The organism is unidentified bacterial endosymbiont (assembly GCF_918797525.1).
Classification (GTDB): domain Bacteria; phylum Pseudomonadota; class Gammaproteobacteria; order Enterobacterales; family Enterobacteriaceae; genus Enterobacter.
The window spans coordinates 1,976,345-1,997,537 of the sequence record NZ_OU963893.1 but is presented as its reverse complement, the minus strand read 5'-3'; the positions used below and the strand labels follow the sequence as shown (position 1 = coordinate 1,997,537).

20 protein-coding genes are annotated in these 21,193 nt (G+C 55.8%); 5 read left to right on the top strand and 15 right to left on the bottom strand.

Features of this window, described 5'->3' with window-relative positions:
• Positions 1–26 precede the first annotated feature (26 nt).
• Positions 27–974, bottom strand: a complete 948-nt coding sequence (gene rluC / locus NL510_RS09520) for a 23S rRNA pseudouridine(955/2504/2580) synthase RluC (protein WP_253384012.1) — start codon at positions 972–974, stop codon at positions 27–29.
• Between the two features lie 571 nt (positions 975–1,545).
• On the opposite strand from rluC, the gene rne reads away from it, so the two are divergent.
• A complete protein-coding gene (rne, locus tag NL510_RS09515; protein ID WP_253384011.1) occupies positions 1,546–4,704 on the top strand; it encodes a ribonuclease E in 3,159 nt (1,052 codons plus the stop codon).
• A gap of 41 nt (positions 4,705–4,745) precedes the next feature.
• Here rne and NL510_RS09510 read toward each other — a convergent pair whose 3' ends face one another.
• Positions 4,746–5,627 (bottom strand): LysR family transcriptional regulator, encoded by an 882-nt coding sequence (locus NL510_RS09510; RefSeq protein ID WP_436299130.1) that lies wholly within the window; start codon positions 5,625–5,627, stop codon positions 4,746–4,748.
• Between NL510_RS09510 and NL510_RS09505 the strand changes: the two genes are divergently transcribed.
• Complete coding sequence (locus NL510_RS09505; protein WP_436299119.1) at positions 5,512–7,008, top strand: MFS transporter; 1,497 nt, start codon at positions 5,512–5,514, stop codon at positions 7,006–7,008. The two genes, NL510_RS09510 and NL510_RS09505, sit on opposite strands and share 116 nt — an antisense overlap.
• Before the next feature lie 72 nt (positions 7,009–7,080).
• Here the strand turns inward: NL510_RS09505 and flgL are convergent, their stop codons facing one another.
• From flgL to flgB, 11 genes are all read right to left on the bottom strand, one after another.
• Positions 7,081–8,034, bottom strand: coding sequence for a flagellar hook-associated protein FlgL (gene flgL, locus NL510_RS09500; RefSeq protein ID WP_253384008.1), 954 nt, complete (start codon positions 8,032–8,034; stop codon positions 7,081–7,083).
• A 15-nt stretch (positions 8,035–8,049) separates the two neighbouring features.
• On the bottom strand, positions 8,050–9,693 hold the full coding sequence (gene flgK, locus NL510_RS09495; protein WP_253384007.1) for a flagellar hook-associated protein FlgK: 1,644 nt from the start codon (positions 9,691–9,693) through the stop codon (positions 8,050–8,052).
• Between the two features lie 75 nt (positions 9,694–9,768).
• The gene (gene flgJ / locus NL510_RS09490) at positions 9,769–10,722 is read right to left on the bottom strand and encodes a flagellar assembly peptidoglycan hydrolase FlgJ (RefSeq protein ID WP_253384006.1); all 954 of its coding nucleotides are present in this window, start codon (positions 10,720–10,722) and stop codon (positions 9,769–9,771) included.
• Positions 10,722–11,819, bottom strand: a complete 1,098-nt coding sequence (locus tag NL510_RS09485) for a flagellar basal body P-ring protein FlgI (protein ID WP_253384005.1) — start codon at positions 11,817–11,819, stop codon at positions 10,722–10,724. Before NL510_RS09485 ends, flgJ begins: the two co-directional genes overlap by 1 nt.
• A 12-nt stretch (positions 11,820–11,831) precedes the next feature.
• The gene (gene flgH, locus NL510_RS09480; RefSeq protein WP_253384004.1) at positions 11,832–12,530 is read right to left on the bottom strand and encodes a flagellar basal body L-ring protein FlgH; all 699 of its coding nucleotides are present in this window, start codon (positions 12,528–12,530) and stop codon (positions 11,832–11,834) included.
• 57 nt (positions 12,531–12,587) lie between these two features.
• Positions 12,588–13,370, bottom strand: a complete 783-nt coding sequence (gene flgG, locus NL510_RS09475) for a flagellar basal-body rod protein FlgG (RefSeq protein WP_253384003.1) — start codon at positions 13,368–13,370, stop codon at positions 12,588–12,590.
• Between the two features lie 11 nt (positions 13,371–13,381).
• Entirely contained in the window at positions 13,382–14,137 is a 756-nt protein-coding gene (locus NL510_RS09470; RefSeq protein ID WP_253384002.1) for a flagellar basal body rod protein FlgF, read from the bottom strand.
• 20 nt (positions 14,138–14,157) lie between these two features.
• A complete protein-coding gene (gene flgE, locus NL510_RS09465; protein WP_253384001.1) occupies positions 14,158–15,366 on the bottom strand; it encodes a flagellar hook protein FlgE in 1,209 nt (402 codons plus the stop codon).
• Positions 15,367–15,392: 26 nt separating this feature from the next.
• Positions 15,393–16,094 (bottom strand): flagellar hook assembly protein FlgD, encoded by a 702-nt coding sequence (flgD, locus tag NL510_RS09460; RefSeq protein ID WP_253384000.1) that lies wholly within the window; start codon positions 16,092–16,094, stop codon positions 15,393–15,395.
• 11 nt (positions 16,095–16,105) lie between these two features.
• Positions 16,106–16,510, bottom strand: a complete 405-nt coding sequence (gene flgC / locus NL510_RS09455; protein ID WP_253383999.1) for a flagellar basal body rod protein FlgC — start codon at positions 16,508–16,510, stop codon at positions 16,106–16,108.
• Between the two features lie 3 nt (positions 16,511–16,513).
• The gene (gene flgB, locus NL510_RS09450) at positions 16,514–16,930 is read right to left on the bottom strand and encodes a flagellar basal body rod protein FlgB (protein ID WP_253383998.1); all 417 of its coding nucleotides are present in this window, start codon (positions 16,928–16,930) and stop codon (positions 16,514–16,516) included.
• 157 nt (positions 16,931–17,087) lie between these two features.
• Between flgB and flgA the strand changes: the two genes are divergently transcribed.
• The 3 genes from flgA to flgN all read left to right on the top strand — a co-directional run bounded on the left by flgA (position 17,088) and on the right by flgN (position 18,564).
• On the top strand, positions 17,088–17,747 hold the full coding sequence (gene flgA / locus NL510_RS09445; protein WP_253383997.1) for a flagellar basal body P-ring formation chaperone FlgA: 660 nt from the start codon (positions 17,088–17,090) through the stop codon (positions 17,745–17,747).
• Positions 17,748–17,840: 93 nt separating this feature from the next.
• The gene (gene flgM / locus NL510_RS09440; RefSeq protein WP_253383996.1) at positions 17,841–18,134 is read left to right on the top strand and encodes a flagellar biosynthesis anti-sigma factor FlgM; all 294 of its coding nucleotides are present in this window, start codon (positions 17,841–17,843) and stop codon (positions 18,132–18,134) included.
• 4 nt (positions 18,135–18,138) lie between these two features.
• Positions 18,139–18,564, top strand: a complete 426-nt coding sequence (gene flgN / locus NL510_RS09435; protein ID WP_253383995.1) for a flagella biosynthesis chaperone FlgN — start codon at positions 18,139–18,141, stop codon at positions 18,562–18,564.
• A gap of 59 nt (positions 18,565–18,623) precedes the next feature.
• Here the strand turns inward: flgN and murJ are convergent, their stop codons facing one another.
• Together murJ and NL510_RS09425 are read right to left on the bottom strand one after the other, a co-directional pair.
• Positions 18,624–20,159 (bottom strand): murein biosynthesis integral membrane protein MurJ, encoded by a 1,536-nt coding sequence (gene murJ, locus NL510_RS09430; RefSeq protein ID WP_253383994.1) that lies wholly within the window; start codon positions 20,157–20,159, stop codon positions 18,624–18,626.
• 110 nt (positions 20,160–20,269) lie between these two features.
• Positions 20,270–21,193: a Gfo/Idh/MocA family protein gene (locus tag NL510_RS09425; RefSeq protein WP_253383993.1), complete on the bottom strand. Its 924-nt coding sequence runs from the start codon at positions 21,191–21,193 to the stop codon at positions 20,270–20,272.

Here is a 21,193-nt window from a genome sequence, read left to right as displayed (position 1 = left end):
CCACGCGGAGAGGGCGCAAGGTAAAGTCAGCCGCGCAAAACGCTAAGACAACGCTTCAACTGCTCATCAAGCGGCGCTTCAATACGGATCGTTTCGCCCGTATTAGGATGCGTAAACGTCAGCGCAGCCGCATGCAGGAACAGACGAGACAGCCCCGTCCCCGCCAACTGCTTGTCAAACTCCCGGTCGCCATAGCGGTCATCAAAGGCGATAGGGTGTCCGGCATGTTGGGTATGGACGCGGATCTGGTGGGTACGCCCCGTTACCGGGCTACAGCGAACCAGCGTAGCGAACGCGAAGCGCTCTTCAACTTTAAAGCGCGTCTCAGATGCTTTACCTTCCTGATTGACGCGGACAATACGCTCACCGCTTTGCAGAATATTTTTCAGCAACGGCGCCTGCACCACTTTCACATGGGATTGCCACTGTCCGCGAACCAGCGCCAGATAATCTTTCTGCATCCCTTTTTCGCGCAGTTGCTCATGCAAAGAACGCAGCGCGGAACGCTTTTTCGCCACCAGCAGCACGCCGGACGTGTCGCGGTCAAGACGATGAACCAGTTCGAGGAAGCGCGCCTCCGGACGCAAAGCGCGCAGTCCTTCAATCACGCCGAAGCTCAGACCGCTACCGCCATGCACCGCCGTGCCGGATGGCTTATTCAGCACCAGAATAGCGTCATCTTCATAGAGGATAACCTCGTTGAGGGCCGCAACTTTCTGTAGCTTAGGTGATACGACGTCCTCTTCACGTTCAGCAAGGCGCACCGGGGGAATACGCACCTCGTCACCGGCTTCAAGCTTATACTCTGGCTTCACGCGTTTTTTGTTAACCCGCACCTCGCCCTTACGCAGGATGCGATAAATCATGCTTTTAGGTACCCCTTTCAACTGGGTACGTAAAAAGTTATCGATACGTTGCCCCGCGTAGTCATCCGCGATAGCAATTATTTTTACGGCTGGAGTCTCTGTTTTCATGGTTGGCGATTCTAAATATCGTCAGAGATTCGCGCCACTCATTTTTCTATGCTTATATTTACGTCTACCCGCTCTGACTTGTGTTTCACGCAATCGATTTGGTGGTTATTAAACCAATCACCCGCTTGAAGTGAAGAAACTGTGAGTAACCGGGTGATAATTGGTAAAAGTCATCTTGCTATAACCCGGCTTGCAATGGAATAATGAACCCGTTTTCCGTGTTAAATCCAGGTTATGTAAGGATGTTGACGGAATGACCAATTTTGTCTGACCGATCATCCACGCAGCAATGGCGTAAGACGTATTGATCTTTCAGGCAGTTAGCGGGCTGCGGGTTGCAGTACTTCCCGGTATAAGGATTGTTTTCTGGAGAGTTATCCCAGGCAATTCCCCTGATAATTGCGCTGTATTTCCGTATAAAATACAGGCAACCGACACTCTGCGCCTCTTAAGCGAGCGACAACCGTGAGGTTGGCGACGTGAATAGACACGAGGCCATCGGTTCATACCCCGGAAAGCGTCACCTTGCCCGCAGCTTTGTCGTCAATGTAAGAATAACGAGTAAGTTACGATGAAAAGAATGTTAATCAACGCAACTCAGCAAGAAGAGTTGCGTGTCGCCCTTGTGGATGGGCAGCGCCTGTACGATCTGGATATCGAAAGTCCTGGACACGAACAGAAAAAAGCGAACATTTACAAAGGCAAAATCACCCGCATTGAACCAAGCCTTGAAGCTGCATTTGTTGATTACGGTGCCGAGCGTCACGGTTTCCTCCCTCTGAAAGAAATCGCCCGCGAATATTTCCCTGCAAATTATAACGCTCACGGCCGTCCGAACATCAAAGATGTTCTGCGCGAAGGCCAGGAAGTTATTGTACAGATTGATAAAGAAGAGCGCGGCAACAAAGGCGCCGCCCTCACCACCTTTATCAGCCTGGCGGGGAGCTACCTGGTTCTGATGCCTAACAACCCGCGTGCGGGGGGGATCTCACGCCGTATCGAAGGTGATGACCGTACCGAGCTGAAAGAAGCGCTGGCAAGCCTTGAGCTGCCGGACGGCATGGGGCTTATCGTGCGCACCGCAGGCGTAGGCAAATCTGCCGAAGCGCTGCAGTGGGACTTAAGCTTTCGCCTCAAGCACTGGGAAGCGATCAAAAAAGCAGCAGAAAGCCGCCCTGCGCCGTTCCTGATCCACCAGGAAAGTAACGTTATCGTACGTGCCTTCCGCGACTATCTGCGTCAGGATATCGGCGAAATTCTGATTGATAACCCGAAAGTGCTCGAGCTGGCGCGCCAGCACATCGCCGCGCTGGGTCGTCCGGATTTCACCAGCAAAATCAAGCTGTACACGGGTGAAATCCCGCTATTCAGCCACTATCAGATTGAATCGCAGATTGAGTCTGCCTTCCAGCGTGAAGTGCGTCTGCCGTCCGGCGGTTCTATCGTTATCGATACCACTGAAGCGCTGACTGCTATCGACATCAACTCCGCACGTGCCACGCGTGGAGGCGATATCGAAGAAACGGCCTTTAACACCAACCTTGAAGCCGCAGATGAAATCGCCCGTCAGCTCCGCCTGCGCGACCTGGGTGGTCTGATTGTCATCGACTTCATCGACATGACCCCTGTTCGTCACCAGCGTGCGGTAGAAAACCGTCTGCGCGAAGCGGTACGTCAGGACCGGGCACGCATTCAGATCAGCCATATTTCACGTTTTGGCCTGCTGGAGATGTCCCGTCAGCGTCTTAGCCCGTCCCTGGGTGAGTCCAGCCATCACGTCTGTCCGCGCTGTTCCGGTACCGGTACGGTGCGCGATAACGAATCGCTCTCTCTCTCCATTCTGCGTCTGATTGAAGAAGAAGCGCTGAAAGAGAACACCAAAGAGGTTCACGCCATTGTGCCGGTGCCTGTTGCCTCTTATTTGCTAAACGAAAAACGTACAGCCGTGAGTGCAATCGAAGCGCGACAGGGCGGCGTTCGCTGCATCATCGTGCCAAACGATCAGATGCAAACTCCGCACTACCATGTGCTGCGCGTGCGTAAAGGTGAAGAGACCACAACGCTCAGCTACCTGCTGCCGAAACTGCATGAAGAAGAGATGGCAATGCCATCCGATGAAGAGCCTGCCGAGCGTAAACTGCCTGAACAGCCTGCATTAGCGACCTTCATCATGCCGGAAGCACCGCCGGAGATGGCGATGGAAAAAACCGTCGCTAAACCTGCTGTACAAAAACCAGCACCAGAGGCGGCGAAAGCACAACCGCAACAACCGGGCCTCCTGAGCCGTTTGTTCGGTGCGCTGAAGAAGCTGTTTGCGGGCGAAGACGTTCAGCCGGAGCAACCAAAAGAAGCCCCGAAAGAAGCGAAGCCAGAGCGCCAGCAGGATCGTCGTAAACGCCAGAACAACCGTCGCGATCGTAATGACCGTAATGACCGTAGCGATCGTAATGACCGCAACGAACGTAACGAGCGTAATGAGCGCCGTGACAACCGTTCTGACAATAACGAAGGCCGTGAGCAACGCGAAGACAACCGTCGCAACCGTCGTGATAAACAACAGCAAAATGTTGAAGATCGCGAAATTCGCCAGCAGGCGGGTGACGAGTCTGAGAAAAGCAAACAGCGCGACGAGCAGCAGCCTCGCCGTGAACGTAATCGTCGCCGTAACGACGATAAGCGTCAGGCGCAGCAGGAAGTTAAGAGCCTGAACCGCGAAGAACCTGTTGAACAGCAGGACACTGAGCAGGAAGAACGTACTCAGGTGATGCCGCGTCGCAAGCAGCGCCAGCTGTCACAGAAAGTCCGCTTCGATGAACAGCCAGCAGAAGAGATCGTGAATACCGTTGCTGACGTCGGTGAAACCGCACCGGGCACCCAACTGGCAAAAGTTGACCTGCCTGCGGTAGTCGAAAATAACGCTGAGCAGGATGAAAACGGTGAAGGCCGTGATAACGCAGGTATGCCGCGTCGTTCACGCCGTTCTCCGCGCCATCTACGCGTCAGCGGACAGCGTCGTCGTCGCTACCGCGATGAGCGTTATCCGACTCAGTCTCCCATGCCGTTAACCGTGGCGTGCGCGTCGCCGGAAATGGCATCCGGTAAAGTCTGGATCCGCTACCCGGTTGCACGCCCGGAACAAGCCGTTGAAGAACAGGTTGTTAACGAAGAGGTGATTGCACCTGGAGCAACCGTTGAAGCGGTGGTGACGGAAGCCGCAACGGTGGTTGAACCTCAGGCAGTCGAAGCCGTTGAAGTAGAGACCACACATCCTGAAGTGATTGCCGCGCCGGTTGATGCCGCGCCGCAGTTGATTGCCGAAGAAGACTCCGTGGTAGTTAAACAGGTTGTTGAAGAAGCACAACCAGCCGCTATGGTCGAAGAAACGCCTGAGACTGTGGTTGAAACGGTTGCAGAAGAGGAGGTTCAGGACATCGCCATTGACGTTGAACCTGTTCGCGAAGCGCCAGAGGTGAAACCAGAGCCGGTTGTTGCCGCGCCTGTGCCAGCCCACAACGCGCCACAGCAGAAAGCGCCAGTACACAACGCGCCAGCGCACGTTGCTACTGCGCCAATGACCCGCGCGCCTGCACCTGAATATATAGCGGAAGCGCCACGTCAAAGCGACTGGGTTCGCCCTGATTTCAACTTTGATGGCAAAGGTTCTGCCGGGGGGCACAGTGCTTCGCATCAGGCAACTGCGCCTGCAACCCGTCCGCAGTCTGTCGACTAAAACGACATCGTGTCAGGAAGCCGACCTTCGGGTCGGCTTTTTTATTTCTCTTTTGCCGGCTTTCTCATGCCGGCGATGCCCGGCATAACCTGCTTCATCATTTCCAGAAATCGCCGCAAACGTGCCGGATAATAGCGAGACCAGGGGTAAACCAGATGGACAGGCAGTGCCGCGGGTTGCCATTCCGGTAGCAGATGTACTAAACGTCCCTGCGCGATATCCTCTTGTACCGTCCAGCTTGAAACCACTGCCACTCCCAGGCCTGTCAGAGCACTATTGCGGGCCACATGCAGACTGTCGGTGCTTAGCCGTGGGGTAATGGCAATCCGTTTCGGCTGTAACGATGTCCCCTCATAGAGCTCCACGTGCCGCTGGTAAAACGTGCTGATGGCGACCCACGGAAGCGCCTGCAAATCATCCGCCGTTTTGACTTCGGGAAAATGCGCCAGCAATTGCGGAGATGCCACCACCGATCGCGGCACTTCAGCCAGCAACACGGACACCGTCGCCGGATCGACCTCTGCCCCAACGCGGATAGCACAGTCAATATTGTCGCTCAGAAAATCAACCGACTTATCATTCAGCATCCATTCGACGGACAGGTGCGGATAACGCTGTAAAAACGCCGTCAGAGGTTTCAGGAGCTGATCCTGTCCGAAGGCATGAGGCGCCCGTACCCGCAATACGCCAACCGGCTCATCTTCCGTTTGTCCCACTTCATCTTCCAGCGCCAGCCAGCTGTCAATCACCCGTCTGGCATGCTGATAACAGCGCTCACCGTCGTCAGTGAGCTTTATGGCGTGTGTCGTGCGTAACAGCAGGCGAACCCCCAGCAGGGTTTCCAGAGATTGCAGGCGACGGCTCACCGTGGCCTGCGTAACAGAGAGCTGTCTGGCCGCTGCCGATAAGGAACCGCTGTCCACAATGCGCACAAAGGTGCGCATCAGTTCCACTCTGTCTATACGCTCGATACGTTTCATGTTTTTATCTGTCATACGCTATACGTATAAGCGTTTTACCACCGGAGCCTCTACCCTCGCAAGGCGCGTTGATGAAAAATACGCGCACAACCTGACTGAGGAACCTCTTATGAATACATCAACAACGTCCCACGTGGTGAGCCGCTGGGTGATTTTAATGCTGGCGCTCGGCGCCGGGTTTAGCGTCGCCTCTATTTATTACGCCCAACCGTTGCTTCCGCTGATGGGGGCCGACCTTCATCTCAGCATTGAGGGCATGGGGCTGGTTCCCACGCTGACCCAGGCAGGCTACGCGCTCGGTATTCTGTTCCTGTTACCGCTTGGCGATCGCCACGACCGCAGGACGCTGATCCTGATTAAAAGCGCGGCGCTGGCGCTATTCCTGCTGGGCTGTAGCCTGACCGGACAATTGCACTCCGTGTTACTGATGAGCCTGTTGATCGGCATGGCTGCGACCATGGCCCAGGATATCGTTCCTGCTGCGGCGATCCTCGCCCCGGAAGGTAAACAGGGTAAAACCGTCGGCACCGTGATGACGGGTCTGTTGCTGGGAATATTGTTGTCGAGAACCGTCAGCGGCGTGGTGGGTGAAGCCTTTGGCTGGCGGGTTATGTACCAACTTGCCGCCGTAAGCATTGCCTTCATCGGTGCGGCGATGTGGGCGGTACTCCCCCGCTTTGCCATTCACTCTACGTTGAGCTATCCGGCACTGATGCGCTCAATGGAGCACCTGTGGCGTCGTTACCCGGCGCTGCGTCGTGCGGCGCTGGCCCAGGGTTTTCTGTCGATTGCCTTTAGTGCATTCTGGTCGACCCTTGCCGTTATGCTGCTGGAACGTTATCACCTCGGTAGCGCCGTGGCGGGCGGTTTTGGTATTGCGGGTGCCGCTGGTGCGTTAGCCCCCCCGCTGGCCGGTGGTCTTGCAGATAAACTGGGTGCTGGAAAAGTGACTCAGTTAGGGGCCGCGCTCGTGACCCTCTCATTTGCGCTGATGTTCCTGATGCCAGCGTTGGGTACGCACGGCCAGCTTGGCCTGATTGCACTCTCTGCCGTAGGTTTTGACCTGGGTTTACAGTCAAGCCTGGTCGCACACCAGAATCTGGTGTACAGCCTGGAGCCTCAGGCTCGTGGACGTCTCAATGCCCTGCTGTTCACGGTGGTCTTTATCGGCATGGCGTTAGGTTCGGTGTTAGGGAGCAATATTTATAGCCTGGCGGGCTGGTCTGGCGTGGTCGCGCTGGCGACGGTGTGTGGTGCGATTGCGCTGGCGATCCGTCTTATCGAAAGCGCCCGCGCATCGTCAGCTCAGGCAGAGATAATGTAAAAAAATGCCCAATCCAGACGGATTGGGCAGCAAAACATGCCCAGTTTCAAGACATGCTAAGAGGTCAGGATGTTATTTATTCAACTGGAACAGAGACATGCCCTGCATATCACTGAAGGCTTTATAAGAGGCCTGCAGGGCCGCCTGCTGCATGGCGTACGAAGAGATCACCGAGTTCCAGTCTACGTCCACCAGGTTGCTCATCTGCTGAGTTTGGCCCAGCGCACGGTCATCACCCAGCGAATCCAGTTTACCCAGCTCATCAAGCTTAATACCCAGATCGGCACGCACGGTGAGCACGTTGTTCAGCGAGTTACTCAGGCCACGGTTGGCTTTATCGATCGCAGCGGTAAACGCATCGACTTTGGTCTGGTCTCCTTCAACGGGTATATTCAGCGCAGCAATCGCGCTATCCAGAATCTTAAACAGGTTCGTTTCCGGCGCACTGTCATCCGGCTCTGGTTTCGCATTGCTGGTAAAGGTATCGAAAACGTGTGTGCCCGTATGGCTAATTTGCATGGTACGCGCGGCGTCAACCTGCTGGCTGATTGCCGTATCCCCACCGTTATAGGCCCCGGTAGTCTGGTCAAAGGCTGCGGCCTCGGTTTTGTAACCCGCAAAGATATAACGACCATTACCATCGGTACTGTTCGCAAGGTTCATCAGCTGGTCGCGGATCCCCTGCAGGTTAGTGGCCAGCGAGGCGCGGTCATCGTCACTCAGGGTGCCGTTGCCCGCATTCACAATCTTTTCCTGTGCGGATTGAATCGCGGTTGTCACCTGCGATAGCACGTTCTCTTCCAGCGACACTTTGGTCGTGGCGAAGGAACGCGCCAGCGCATACTGGCTGTTTTGAGCCTGCGCCTGCGATAGCACAACGGCCTGCGAGGCGGCGATCGGGTCATCAGATGGACGGTTTACACGCTTACCGGTAGACATCTGCTCGCCATAGCTGAGCCAGAGGCTTTGGGAGTTTGTTACTCCGCGCATGCTCTGCTCATACATCATTTGAGTACTGATACGCATTATTTAACCCCTGACTTAGCGAATGTTGATTAACGCATCAAACAGCGTGCTCGCCGTTTGCAGTACCTGCGCATTCGCCAGGTAGTACTGCTGATAGCGCTGCAGGTTGCCATACTCTTCATCCAGGTTAACCCCGGAAATCGACTGCTGCTGTTTGGTCAACTGTGTGACCACGTTATCTTTTGTCGCGCTGCTGGTTTTCAGTGACGCGGTGGTGCTCCCCACCGTACTGACCAGCGACGCATAGGCATCGTTGAAGGATTTGTTATTGCCCACCAGCTTAGCGCTCTGCAGATCCAGCATTTTTTGACCGTTGGTGTTGTCGCTATCACCGCTGTCGCTGGCGGAAGCCATTGCCAGTTTTGACTCATCGCCGATCGCAACGTCCATATTCATGATGACGTCGTTCACTGGCTTCACGATGAAGCTGTCTTTTTGATTGGCCACGCCGTTGATATTAACATTCAGGCCGTCAAACGACAGGTTACCCGTTTCGGCATTCGGCGTGGCGGTAAAGCTGGTGTTGTCCGACAGGCGGGTGATCGTCCAGTTGGTCCCGTTGTACTCAACCTTATAGTTTGTCGCCTGAACCCTGGTGCTGTCCGTCATGGTCGCCGTCACGGAGGCGTTGCCGGTATTTTTGGTGTTGCTCAGTACCGACGGAGAACCAAAATCAAACAGTTTGCCGCCATTATCGCCGTTCGCATCAAAGCCGGCCTGATGCTGGGTATTCATGGCGTCAGCAAACGCCAGCGCCATCTGGTTAAGGGAGTTGCGCGCCTGATCCAGGTCCTTCGCTCGGAAAGTTAACAGCCCACCCAGCGAACCGGTGGTAATCAGCTTTTCAGGGATCTCGACGTTGCCGGACACCGTATCAACATAGGCAATCGTTGTACGAGAAGGGTCTGCGCTGGACTTCACCGCCGCCAGTTGGCTGGCAGTGCTGCCCTGCACCAGCGAATAACCGTTGGCGATAGAGAGGTTGTAGGTGCCGCTGTCCTGCACGGTCACGTCCACGCCGACAATCTTGTTCAGATCGCTCACCAACTGGTCGCGCTGATCGAGCAGTTCGTTAGGTGATGAGCCTGCGCCCACGCCGGTCAGACGGGAAATCTGATCGTTGAGGTTAGCAATCTGCTTCGCGTAGTTATTGATCTGATCGATGCTGGTTGAAATCGCCGTATTGACCTGAGCATCCTGGTCGCGAAGGTATTGATCGTTGGTTTTAAACTGGTTGACCAGACCATCCGCTTTGCCAATGACCGTCTGGCGCGCCGCCGGATCTTCGGCATTGCTCACCAGCGTTTGCAGGCTTTTAAAGAAATCCTGTAGCGTGGTCGACAGCGAGTTGGTGGTATCAGAGAGCACGTCGTCAATTTTTGACATCTGCTGATAACGCGTTGTCAGCCCGCTGCTTTGGGTCTGTGCGGCACGCAGCTGGTTGGTGATGAAGGCGTCATACTCACGCTGCACGCCGGAGACATAAACCCCATTACCTACCCAGCCACCGCCGGTCAGCGTACTGTTAGACGCGCTCAGAACGGTATTCTGGCGAGTATAACCGGCTACGTTATAGCTTGAAATATTATTACTGACGGTATTGAGTGCCGCCTGTGCGGCACTGAGGCCACTCATGGCGCTGTTAATCAAACTGGACATGGGGGTTCCTTTTATACGTTCAGACACGAGTCCTGATGAAGGTTATCGGCAGCCTCCATCGGGACTTGAGAACTTTCAGAACAGATTTTCAATATCTGTGCTATAGGCTTTACTGACCTTCTCGCCCATCGATTTCAACTGCTGGATCATACTGGTGAGTTTGCGTGCATAGTTAGGATCGGTGGCGTAGCCTGCGTTTTGCAGGGCCTGAGCCCCCTGCTCCGGCGTTGCGGCCTGGGTCACGGCGGTATAACGCGGGTTTCGGCTTAGCAGCCCCACATAATCTGACAACGCTTCAAGATAAGAGCTGTAAACGCGGAATTTGGCTTTCACCTTCACTGCGGCGCCGTTTTCATACTCGGTGGTGGTTATCTCGGTTGTCGGCCCCTTCCAGCTGGAACTGGCCTTCACGCCAAAGAGGTTAAAGCTCGGCTCGCCATTCTCCTTAAGGATTTGGCGTTGGCCCCAGCCTGATTCCAGCGCGGCCTGCGCCAGGATCAGATGATGCGGCACGCCGCTCTCTTCACTGGCAAGACGCGCGGGCAGAGACAGCTGCGCCAGGAAGTCTTTGCTGTCGCCAGAGAGCGACTCATCACCGCTACCCGTGGTTTTTGGCACCGCTTTACGCACCATCTGGGTAATCGCCTGGTTCTGATACCGGGTCACCGTTTCCAGGTCAAACTTCAGCGGAACTTGCTGTGGCACGTCCTCAGTCTGAATGCCCTGCGCGGCAGCGGTCTGTTTAACAATCATGTCAGCCAGGCCGAGCCCTTTTCCTGCCGTCATCTGCTGGGCAATTTGCTGATCGTACATGCTGGTGTAGAGACGCGTCGAATCACTGCTGAATATCCCATCTTTTGGCAGGGTTTCGCGCATGCTTTTCAACATCATCTGCACAAACATCCCTTCCACCTGACGGGCCACCGGGCGGATGTTTGCCGCCGGGTCTTTGCCCGCTTTGGTTTTCAGGTCGTTGAGCGACTGGGCATCCCAGGCGGCACTGGTCAACAGCTTGCTATCGGTCAGCATTAGATGATTTCCAGTCTGGCGCGCAGACAGCCCGCGCTTTGCATAGACTGCAGAATAGACATCAGCTCCATGGGCGTTGCCCCCAGCGCGTTCAGGGCGCGAACCACGCTGTTCAGGTTAGCGCTGGAACGTACGCTCTGCAGGGCGCCACCGCTCTGACGCAGGTCAATCTGCGTTTGCGGCGTCACGACGGTCTGACCGCCACCAAATGGCGTGTCTGGCTGGCTAACGTTGGCGGTGCGGTTCACCGTCACCGAGAGGTTACCCTGAGCCACGGCGCAACTGTCCAGCGACACTTCCCGGTTCATCACCACCGAGCCGGTACGTGAGTTGATAATCACTTTGGCATCCTGAAGCGGAACGTTAATGTCCATATTCTGGATATCGGCCAACATGCGCACCTGGTTGCTGCTGCCGGTAGAGGTTCGGATCTGCACCGTGCGCGCATCCAGCGCGGTTGCGCTGCCGTAGCCGCGGCTGCGGTTGATGGTGTCGGCAATCTGCTGCGCCATCGTGAAGTCTTCATTATTGAGCTGAAGGTTGATCGTGTTGCCAGAGCCGAACTGGGTTGGCAGCTCACGCTCAATGATAGCCCCGTTGGTGATACGCCCGCCGTTCAACTGGTTGACCTGCACGCTGCTTCCGCCTGCAGATGCGCCCGCGCCGCCCACCAGAATGTTCCCCTGCGCCAGGGCATAAACCTGGCTATCTACGCCTTTCAGCGGCGTCATCAGCAACGTACCGCCGCGCAGGCTTTTGGCATTACCCATTGAGGAAACCACCACGTCAATGGTTTGCCCCTGGCGCGCAAACGCCGGGAAGGAGGCGGTGACCATAACGGCAGCCACGTTTTTCAGCTGCATGTTGGTGCCCGTCGGCACGGTAATTCCGAGCTGGGAGAGCATGTTGTTCAGGCTTTGAGTGGTAAAAGGGGTCTGGGTAGTCTGGTCACCCGTTCCGTCAAGCCCCACCACCAGGCCATAGCCAATCAGGGAGTTTTCCCGTACGCCCTGTACGGTTGTAAGATCGCGAATGCGGTCGGCCTGGGCTAGCGTTGCCACCAGAGCCAGCGCCGCGGCGAAGAGAAATTTATACATGGGTCACCTCGCTTACAATGGCGATAAGTTAAGGAAGAAGCGTTGCAGCCAACCCATATTTTGCGCTTCGGTGATGTAGCCGTTGCCGACGTACTCAATGCGCGCATCCGCCACCTGAGTGGACGGTACGGTGTTAGTGCCACTGATGGTGCGAGGATTAACTACACCGGAGAAGCGAATGAATTCAGTGCCCTGATTAATGGCTATCTGTTTTTCACCCACTACATGTAAATTGCCGTTAACCAGCACCTGGTCAACCGTCACCGTCAGCGTACCGCTGAAGGTGTTGCTGGCGTTCGCGCCACCTTTACCGTTAAAGGTATTGCTGGCAGACGCCTCGACATCAGCACGCGCATTGCCGAAAAGGCCCTGCAGATAGCGTGGGACGGTGTCGAAGCCAAAATTGGTTTTGCCATCGCGGCTGGCATTCGACGACGAACTCTTACTCGCGCTGACGTTCTCCTGCAATACAATGGTCAACGTATCGCCGACATTACGTGGACGACGGTCTTCAAACAGCGGCTGATAACCATAGTTAATCGGCTGTGCGGTCTGGAAAATTGAACCGTTCACCACAGGCGCAGGCCCGGGAACCGGCTGGGCGGAAGTGGCACCCTCGACCAATGGTTTAGACGGGATCAAGGCGCACCCGCTGAGGGTGACTGCCAGAACTGTCAATATCGGATAACGAAATGCCGCGTTTTTTTGCATCGCCTTCATCTTCGAAAACAGGGAGCCGGTGCGGTGTTTACCGCACCGGACTACACCTTAGAGTTGCGTCAGTTTTTGCAGCATCTGGTCGGTCGTCGACACTGCTTTGCTGTTAATTTCATACGCGCGTTGTACCTGGATCATGTTCACCAGCTCTTCCGCTACGTTGACGTTAGACGTTTCGACATACCCCTGGTACAGCAGGCCCGCACCGTTCAGGCCCGGCGTGCTTTCATTTGGCGTACCGGAGGATTGCGTTTCGGTGTAGAGGTTCTCACCAATGCTCTCAAGGCCGGTATCGTTCATAAAAGTGGTCAGGTTGAGCTGTCCAACCTGTGCCGGGTTAGCCTGGCCCGGCTGGGTTACGCTGACCACGCCATCACGCCCAATGGTAATGCTCAGAGCATTCGCCGGGATGGTAATCGCAGGCTGAACCTGGAAGCCGCCCGCCGTAACCAGTTGGCCGTTCTGATCCACCTGGAAAGAGCCGTCGCGGGTGTAGGCTGAGGTTCCGTCAGGGAGCTGGATCTGGAAGAAACCCTGACCTTTAATCGCCACATCTTTACTGTTGTTGGTCTGAGACAGGTTGCCCTGGCTGTGTAGACGCTCGGTTGCCACCGGACGCACGCCGGTCCCGATCTGCAAACCGGACGGCAGCGTCGTTTGCTCAGAAGACTGCGCACCCGGCTGACGGATTGTTTGATAAAGCAAATCTTCGAATACGGCACGTTGGCGCTTGAAACCGTTGGTACTGACGTTTGCCAGGTTGTTGGCAATTACGTCCATATTGGTTTGCTGCGCGTCCAGGCCGGTTTTCGCGATCCATAAAGAATTGATCATAAGGAGTCCTGTTAACTCATAGCCAGCAGTTGGTTAGCCTTGCTCGCGTTTTCATCCACGCTGCTGATAACTTTCATCTGCATTTCAAAACGACGGGCGCTGGCGATCATGTCGGTCATCGCTGCAACCGGCTTGACGTTACTGCCTTCGAGAACACCCGACATCACACGAATGCTCGGGTCTGGCTGCAACGTGGCCCCACGCGTGGCTTGAGCCGCCTGGGTCAGTCGGAACATACCGTCATCGCCACGCTGCACTTCGTTACCCTCCGCTTTGACCAGCTTCAGGCGTCCGACAGGCGCAACGGTATTGGCCGGGTCGCCCGGGTTCAACGCCGAGATAGTGCCGTCTGCAGCGATGGTCAGCGTTGAGCCTTCAGGCACCGTGAGCGGACCAGCTTCGCCCATGACCGGATGCCCCTGGATAGTCAACTGCCCCGTGGCGCTCACCTGGATATTACCGTTGCGGGTGTATCCTTCGCCGCCATCGGCCGTTTGTACTGCCAGCCAGCCATCCTGCTGCAGGGCAACGTCCAGCGGACGCGAGGTGTAATCCATCTGGCCTGGCGTCATATCTGCGCCAGGCGTCGATGCTGTTACCAGCGTGCGCGTTGGCAGGGACAGACCTTCTACCGGTACCGCACGCAGTGCATTGAGCTGCGCACGGAACCCCGGCGTGGAGGCATTTGCCAGGTTGCTGGCCGTGACGGCCTGCTGATTGAGCGTCTGACTTGCCGCGCCCATCGCGGTATATATTGCGTGATCCATTGCGCGTTCCTGTTAGCCGCTTAACGCAGGTTAACCAGCGTGTTGAGGATCTGATCCTGGGTTTTAATTGTCTGCGCGTTCGACTGATAGTTACGTTGCGCGACAATCATATTCACCAGCTCTTTACTCAGGTCGACGTTAGACGCTTCCAGCGCGCCGTTGGTCAGCGTACCGAAGTTACCGGTTCCGGCGGTTCCCAACAGAGCGACGCCCGAAGACTGCGTGGCAGACCAGACGTTATCGCCCTGAGACTGCAGGCCTTCGTTGTTGGCAAAGTTCGCCAGCACGATCTGCCCCAGAACCTGGGTCTGTTCGTTGGAGTAGTTGCCCACAACGGTACCGTCTTCGTTGATCTGGTAGCTCACCAGATCGCCCGGTTTGAAGCCATTCTGGCTAGTCGCAACGATATTGTTCGTACCGGTATTCTGCTGCATGGAGTTAGCAAAACTCATCGCGAAGATGGCTGCTGTCGCACCCGGGATGACCGCGGTAGTGATATTGACATCTGCACCACCGGTCAGAATACCGTTGTTATCGAAGGTCAGCGTTGTGGCAAGCGTAGCTGCGCTACCCTCCACGCTTCCATCCTGGGCATACACTTTCCAGGCGTTAGCAGAGTTGGCATCTTTGACATAAAACAGGTTCATGTTGTGCGCATTACCCTGGCTGTCAAAGACGGTCACGGTCCCTTTTTTGTTGTAGGTGTCGGGATTCGTGGCATCAAAGGCCGTTGTTGGCGCAGTATCAGTAGAGTTCAGGTTAATCTGCTGGGAAGCCGTGGTGGTGGACTTCGCGGCCATTAACGTGGTCGGGATATTAATCGCCTGTGGGTTCGCACCGGTCTGAACCGTAGATGGCGTTCCGGCAACCGGATAACCGGTTAACTGCAGGCCCTGCATGTTGACCAGATTGCGGTTTTCGTCCAGCTTGAACTGGCCGTTACGACTGTAGAATACCGAGCCGTTGGAATCGACCATCCGGAAGAAACCGTTCTGGCTGATGGCAACGTCCAGACCACGGCCGGTGTTGGTGGTGGTTCCGTCGGTAAAGTCCTGGGTGATGCCCGCGACTTTCACGCCGAGGCCCACTTTAGAGCCGGCAAACATGTCTGCGAAAGAAGCAGAACCGGATTTGAAACCATAGGTCGCGGAGTTGGCGATGTTATTGCCAATGACGTCCAGGTTGGTGGCCGCAGCATTCAGGCCGCTGACCGCTTGAGAAAAGGCCATGACTTACTCCTGATAAGTGTAAAGGCTTAGATAATCTGCCGAACTTCGTCGAGTGTGGTGGTACCCGTGGTACCCAAATCCAGTTTGCTGCCGTCGCTACCTTTGATCACGCCCTGTACCAGCCCAAACTGCAGCGGCTGGGCCACCAGTTGGGTTGAACCGTTGCTGGCGCTGAGGCTCACTTTATAGGAACCGTTCGCTGCCGTAGTGCCATCGGTCATGCTGCCATCCCAGGTAAAGGTATGAACGCCTGCGCTCAGCGCGCCAATATCAATCGTCCGTACCACCGCGCCGGACGAGTCGGTGATCGTTGCCGTCACCTTGTCAGCCGCCTGCTGTAGCTCAACGCCAAACGGCGTGGTTGAAGTGGTGGTTGTGCCATCGGTGGTGCTACTACCGGCCAGAATGGTGGTCCCCGGGATCATCACCCCGTGTCCAATCAGGTTGGCCGCCTGCAGCGACTGGCTATTGTCAATTTGACCGGAGACGGAGCCCAGCGTGGTATTGAGTTTCTCAATGCCGCTCACGGTACTGATCTGCGCAAGCTGCGTGGTCAGTTCGTTGTTTTGCATTGGGTTGGTCGGGTCCTGGTTTTTTAGCTGGGCCACCAGCAGCGTCAGAAAGCTGCTTTGCAGATCGCTGGCACTGTTGCCCGTTAGTGAATTTGTGGAACTCGTCCTGGCTACGCCCGTATTGGCGGTATCATTCATATTTACTGCGATGGACATGCGAATCTCCTTTACTGACCGAGTGTGAGTGTTTTGAGCATCATGCTCTTCACGGTGTTCAGCACCTCGACGTTTGCCTGGTAACTGCGTGAGGCAGACATAGAGTTCACCATCTCGCCAACCACATCCACGTTAGGCATTTTTACGTAACCGCTGGCATCCGCGAGCGGGTTGCCGGGTTCGTACACCAGTTTGTCCGGCGCCTGGTTCTCAACCACGTCAGAGACTTTTACGCCGCCGGTTACCGCGCCCGGTGCGGCATCAACCTGAAAGACCACCTGTTTGGCACGATACGGCTGTCCGTCTGGCCCGGTCACGCTGTCGGCGTTAGCCAGATTACTGGCGGCAACGTTCAGACGTTTGGACTGGGCGGTTAACGCCGAACCGGCAATATCAAAAATATTCAGCAAAGCCATGGATTAGTTGCCCCCCTGCAGGACGCTCATCATGCCTTTAATTTGTCCACCGAGAAGCGTCAGCCCCGTCTGGTATTGCAGGCTGTTATCGGCAAACTGTGTACGTTCCCGGTCCATATCGACGGTGTTACCGTCAAGAGAAGGCTGGTCGGGCACGCGATAAAGTAAGTCAGTGGTTGGCGCAGTCATCGCCTGAGCAGGAATATGGCGAGAGGATGTTAATGCCAGTGCGACACCGGTTCCTTCGGCACGGCCACGCTCCATGACCTTTTTAAGTTCACTGGAGAAATCGATATCGCGCGCCTGAAAGCCTGGGGTATCGGCGTTGGCGATATTCGCGGCTAAAATCTCCTGCCGCTGGGCGCGTAAATTGAGCGCTTCCTGCTGAAAACGTAACGCGGCGTCGAGTTTATCGAGCATGTCTCCTCCGCTGATGGCAAAATTTCAGTTCACAGCTTAAATCTCAAGCCGTCGCTCTTATCGACGGAATAAGCGCAAAATGCGTCGCTATTTATTCCGTTGATGCAAAACCGCAGCAGGTAGAATCCTCACAACTCTGGAAACGGTGGAACTTGCGATGCGGACGTTGAAATGTGGCCTGGTGGCAACCTTCATGCTTTTAAGCCCTCTGGTTCACGCAGACGGTTTACAGGAACGGCTGACGGAGTATTTTGCTCAGCAACTGGCAGGCTTTAGCGATGAAGTCGCCGTCACCGTGCGCACGCCGGCAAATCTTTACCCCTCCTGCGAACATCCGTCATTCAGCGTGACGGGCAGCACAAAGCTGTGGGGCAATGTGAATGTGCTGGCGCGTTGTACCAATGAAAAACGCTATTTACAGGTTGCCGTGAAGGCGATGGGCAATTATGTTGTCGCCGCCCTTCCCATCGCCCGGGGCAGCGTGCTGCAGGTCAATAGCGTGACGCTTAAACGCGGGCGACTTGATCAACTCCCTCCGCTGGCGATGCTTGAAATCAACCAGGCGCAGGATGCGGTCAGCCTGCGCGATGTTGCCCCCGGCCAGCCAATACAGATCTCAATGCTGCGTCAGGCCTGGCGGGTAAAAGCGGGTCAACAGGTGATGGTGGTCGCCAGCGGAGACGGCTTTAGTATCAACAGTGAAGGGAAGGCATTAAACAATGCCGCAGTGGCGCAAAATGCCCGGGTCAGAATGTCCTCAGGCCAGGTGGTGAGCGGGACCGTCGATTCTGATGGGAAAATTCTGATTAACCTGTAATCTTTTTAAAGAAATCGCGGCGGCTGCCGATAAATAATCAACGAATGATGAAGTCAGGCGCAAACGCCGCGAACCCTCGATGAGGACCATACTATGAGCATTGATCGTACATCAGCCCTGAAGCCAGTAAGTACTGTACAACCTCGCGAAACGAATGACGTACCAGCGCAGAAAACGCGTCTGGAAAAACCGGCAACCGCCAACAGTACCAGCGTGACCCTGAGCGATGCTCAGGCAAAACTGATGCAGCCAGGCAGTAGCGATATCAACATGGAACGCGTTGAACAGCTGAAAACGGCTATTCGTAACGGCGAACTGAAAATGGACACCAGCAAAATCGCAGACGCCCTGATTCAGGACACACAGAGTTTATTACAGAGTAACTAACCGTATGAGTCGACTGTCAGAAATACTGGATCACATGACGGTTGTCCTGAACGACCTGAAAACGGTCATGGACGCGGAACAGCAGCACCTCTCTTCCGGTCAGATTAGCGGCAGCGCGTTGCAGCGCATCACTGAAGACAAAAGTTCGCTTCTGGCGACGCTGGACTACCTGGAGCAGCAGCGTCGCGCAGAGCAAAACGCTCAGCGCAGCGCTAACGATGAGATTTTAGAACGCTGGCAGACCATTACAGAAAAAACCCAGCATTTGCGCGAACTCAATCAGCATAACGGCTGGCTGCTGGAAGGGCAGATAGTGCGTAATCAGCAAGCGCTTGAGGTATTAAAGCCGCATAAAGAGACGGGACTGTACGGGGCGGATGGCCAGGCAGCGACCGCACGTATCAGCGGTGGAAAAAAGATTTCGATTTGAGGCACAGGCGTCAAATCAGGCAGCGGGGAGCACCGGGCGGTGAACTCCCCTTTTGTTGTTTATAGCGTCCGGCGGGTAAACTCTTTCACCTTAAAGCCCAGCACCGCCAGCGTGGCAAAATAAGCCGCCATCCCAACCACCACAACCGCCATCAGACGCAGCAGACGATAGGGCATGGTCCCCTGTGACCACGCCGGCATCACGTACATCATGCCCAGTAACGCCGCCGCCATCACCAGCACCGCAACCACCAGGCGCACGAGAAAACGAGCCCAGCCCGGCTGCGGCGTAAAGATATCCTGCTTACGCAACTGCCAGTACAGCAGCCCGGCGTTCAGACACGCCGCCAGACCAATCGACAATGACAAACCTGCATGTTTCAGGGGGCCGATAAACGCCAGGTTCATCAGTTGGGTCATGATCAGCGTCACAATGGCAATTTTCACTGGCGTCTTAATATCCTGACGTGAGTAGAACCCGGGGGCCAGGACCTTCACGACGATCAGGCCGATTAACCCGACCGAATAGGCCACCAGCGCACGCTGGGTCATGGCGGCGTCAAAGGCAGAAAATTTACCATACTGGAACAGAGAGACCGTCAGCGGTTTCGCCAAAATCCCCAGTGCGACCGCGCTTGGCAGCGCCAGCAGGAAGCAAAGACGTAACCCCCAGTCCATCAGGCGGCAATATTCATCATGGTTACCGCTGGCAAAACTTTTTGACAGGGACGGCAGCAGAATGGTGCCCAGCGCCACCCCCAGCACACCGGAGGGGAACTCCATCAGACGGTCCGCATAGTACATCCAGGAGACCGAGCCGGAGACCAGGAAAGAGGCAAAAATGGTGTTGATAATAAGGGAGATCTGACTTACGGACACCCCGAGGATAGCTGGCCCCATCTGCTTAATGACCCGCATGGCACCGGCATCTTTAAAATTAATGCGCGGCAGCACCAGCATGCCAATTTTCTTCAGATGCGGCAGTTGATACGCCAGCTGCAGCACACCGCCCACGGTCACCGCCCACGCCAGGGCGAGGATCGGCGGGCTGAAATACGGCGCGGCGAAGAGCGCAAAACCGAGCATGCTAACGTTAAGAAACGTCGGCGCAAACGCCGGAACGGAGAAACGGTTCCAGGTATTCAGGATCGCCCCCACCAGCGAGGCGAGCGAAATCAGCAGAATATAAGGAAAGGTGATGCGCAGTAGCTGAGTGGTCAGGGCAAACTTGTCCGCCGTGTCGGCAAACCCCGGCGCCGTCACCATAATAACCCAGGGCGCGGCCAGCATCCCTATTACCGTGACCAGCGCCAGCGCAAGCGTCAGCAGACCAGAGACATAGGCGACGAATACGCGCGTGGCGTCTTCGCCCTGCTTGCTTTTATATTCGGCGAGGATCGGCACGAAGGCCTGCGAAAATGCCCCTTCGGCAAAAATACGGCGCAGCAGGTTGGGCAATTTAAAGGCGACGAAAAAGGCGTCCGTTGCCATCCCGGCGCCAAAGACCCTTGCCACCACGGCATCGCGCGCGAAACCGAGCACGCGGGAAAACATGGTCATTGAGCTGACAGCGGCCAGTGATTTTAATAAGTTCATTAACGTGAATTTCCACAACCCTATGACAAAACGCCTGCAAAGCAGGCGTTGAAGAAGCGCTTAGTCTACCCCGATTTAGACGAATTGCTATTGGCAGTTGTTACAGCGAATTATTCGCTCATGGCGTCCCGCCAGAGCCGTTCAACAATACGCTGCGCCATGATGGCTTGCTCGCCGGCAGTTTCCGGAACGGTCTGATTTTGCACGCAGGTAATAAAGTGGCGGGCGCAACCGACAAACCCGCGTTGTTCGAGCGTACTTTGCCAGCTTGCCACCGCCGGGGCGACCACGCCGTTCCCCTTCTCTTCTCGCCACTCGCGCATGTCGGTGATGTCGTACAGCGCCCCGTCCGCAACGGCCTGCACTGACTCCCGCTGGCTACCGGCGCGGCGATGCATGCTGGTGGTGACCTGCATGTGCTCTACGGCAAAATGGTGCTCAGCGTATACCATCTCTCCGTGGTCATTGGTCCTCAGAGTACCGCTTTTCAACTGTGCGTTGCCGTTCGACAACCACAGCGCGGTGTCGACCACATGGAGATAGTCATCGAGGAGCGTAAAACGCAAATCGTGTGGTCCAATGCTGTCCGTACGGTGTTTGTCCATCCGCAGCGAGGCCAGTGTAGCGGAGTGTGTTTTCAACTGTTGATAGAGCGGCGCGAAGCGGCGGTTAAACCCCACCATCAGCGTCAGGTTTTTATGCGCGGCCAGCGCAATCAAACGCTCTGCATCCTGCACGTTTTCGGCCAGCGGCTTATCAACGCAGACGTGAACCCCGGCATGCAACAGTTCACTCACCACCTGGTAGTGGGTTGCGGTTGAGGTATGGACAAATACCGCATCGCACTGGTGAGCTAAATCCCGCAGCGATGCGGCATAAGGCATCCGCCAGGTTACACAGATGCGCTGCGCCTTTTCGCGCGTTGGCGACCATGCACCCTGCAGCGTCCAGTCCGTTGCTGCGCCTAAGACAGGAAGCCAGGCTTTTTGTGCGATGCCGCCGAGCCCCACCACGCCTACGCGTAATGTTGTCAT

Coding starts and splice junctions, on each gene's coding strand:
- rluC (WP_253384012.1), bottom strand. CDS start 974: ATGAAAACAGAGACTCCAGCCGTAAAAATAATTGCTATCGCGGATGAC.
- rne (WP_253384011.1), top strand. CDS start 1,546: ATGAAAAGAATGTTAATCAACGCAACTCAGCAAGAAGAGTTGCGTGTC.
- flgL (WP_253384008.1), bottom strand. CDS start 8,034: ATGCGTATCAGTACTCAAATGATGTATGAGCAGAGCATGCGCGGAGTA.
- flgK (WP_253384007.1), bottom strand. CDS start 9,693: ATGTCCAGTTTGATTAACAGCGCCATGAGTGGCCTCAGTGCCGCACAG.
- flgJ (WP_253384006.1), bottom strand. CDS start 10,722: ATGCTGACCGATAGCAAGCTGTTGACCAGTGCCGCCTGGGATGCCCAG.
- NL510_RS09485 (WP_253384005.1), bottom strand. CDS start 11,819: ATGTATAAATTTCTCTTCGCCGCGGCGCTGGCTCTGGTGGCAACGCTA.
- flgH (WP_253384004.1), bottom strand. CDS start 12,530: ATGCAAAAAAACGCGGCATTTCGTTATCCGATATTGACAGTTCTGGCA.
- flgG (WP_253384003.1), bottom strand. CDS start 13,370: ATGATCAATTCTTTATGGATCGCGAAAACCGGCCTGGACGCGCAGCAA.
- NL510_RS09470 (WP_253384002.1), bottom strand. CDS start 14,137: ATGGATCACGCAATATATACCGCGATGGGCGCGGCAAGTCAGACGCTC.
- flgE (WP_253384001.1), bottom strand. CDS start 15,366: ATGGCCTTTTCTCAAGCGGTCAGCGGCCTGAATGCTGCGGCCACCAAC.
- flgD (WP_253384000.1), bottom strand. CDS start 16,094: ATGTCCATCGCAGTAAATATGAATGATACCGCCAATACGGGCGTAGCC.
- flgC (WP_253383999.1), bottom strand. CDS start 16,510: ATGGCTTTGCTGAATATTTTTGATATTGCCGGTTCGGCGTTAACCGCC.
- flgB (WP_253383998.1), bottom strand. CDS start 16,930: ATGCTCGATAAACTCGACGCCGCGTTACGTTTTCAGCAGGAAGCGCTC.
- flgA (WP_253383997.1), top strand. CDS start 17,088: ATGCGGACGTTGAAATGTGGCCTGGTGGCAACCTTCATGCTTTTAAGC.
- flgM (WP_253383996.1), top strand. CDS start 17,841: ATGAGCATTGATCGTACATCAGCCCTGAAGCCAGTAAGTACTGTACAA.
- flgN (WP_253383995.1), top strand. CDS start 18,139: ATGAGTCGACTGTCAGAAATACTGGATCACATGACGGTTGTCCTGAAC.
- murJ (WP_253383994.1), bottom strand. CDS start 20,159: ATGAACTTATTAAAATCACTGGCCGCTGTCAGCTCAATGACCATGTTT.
- NL510_RS09425 (WP_253383993.1), bottom strand. CDS start 21,193: ATGACAACATTACGCGTAGGCGTGGTGGGGCTCGGCGGCATCGCACAA.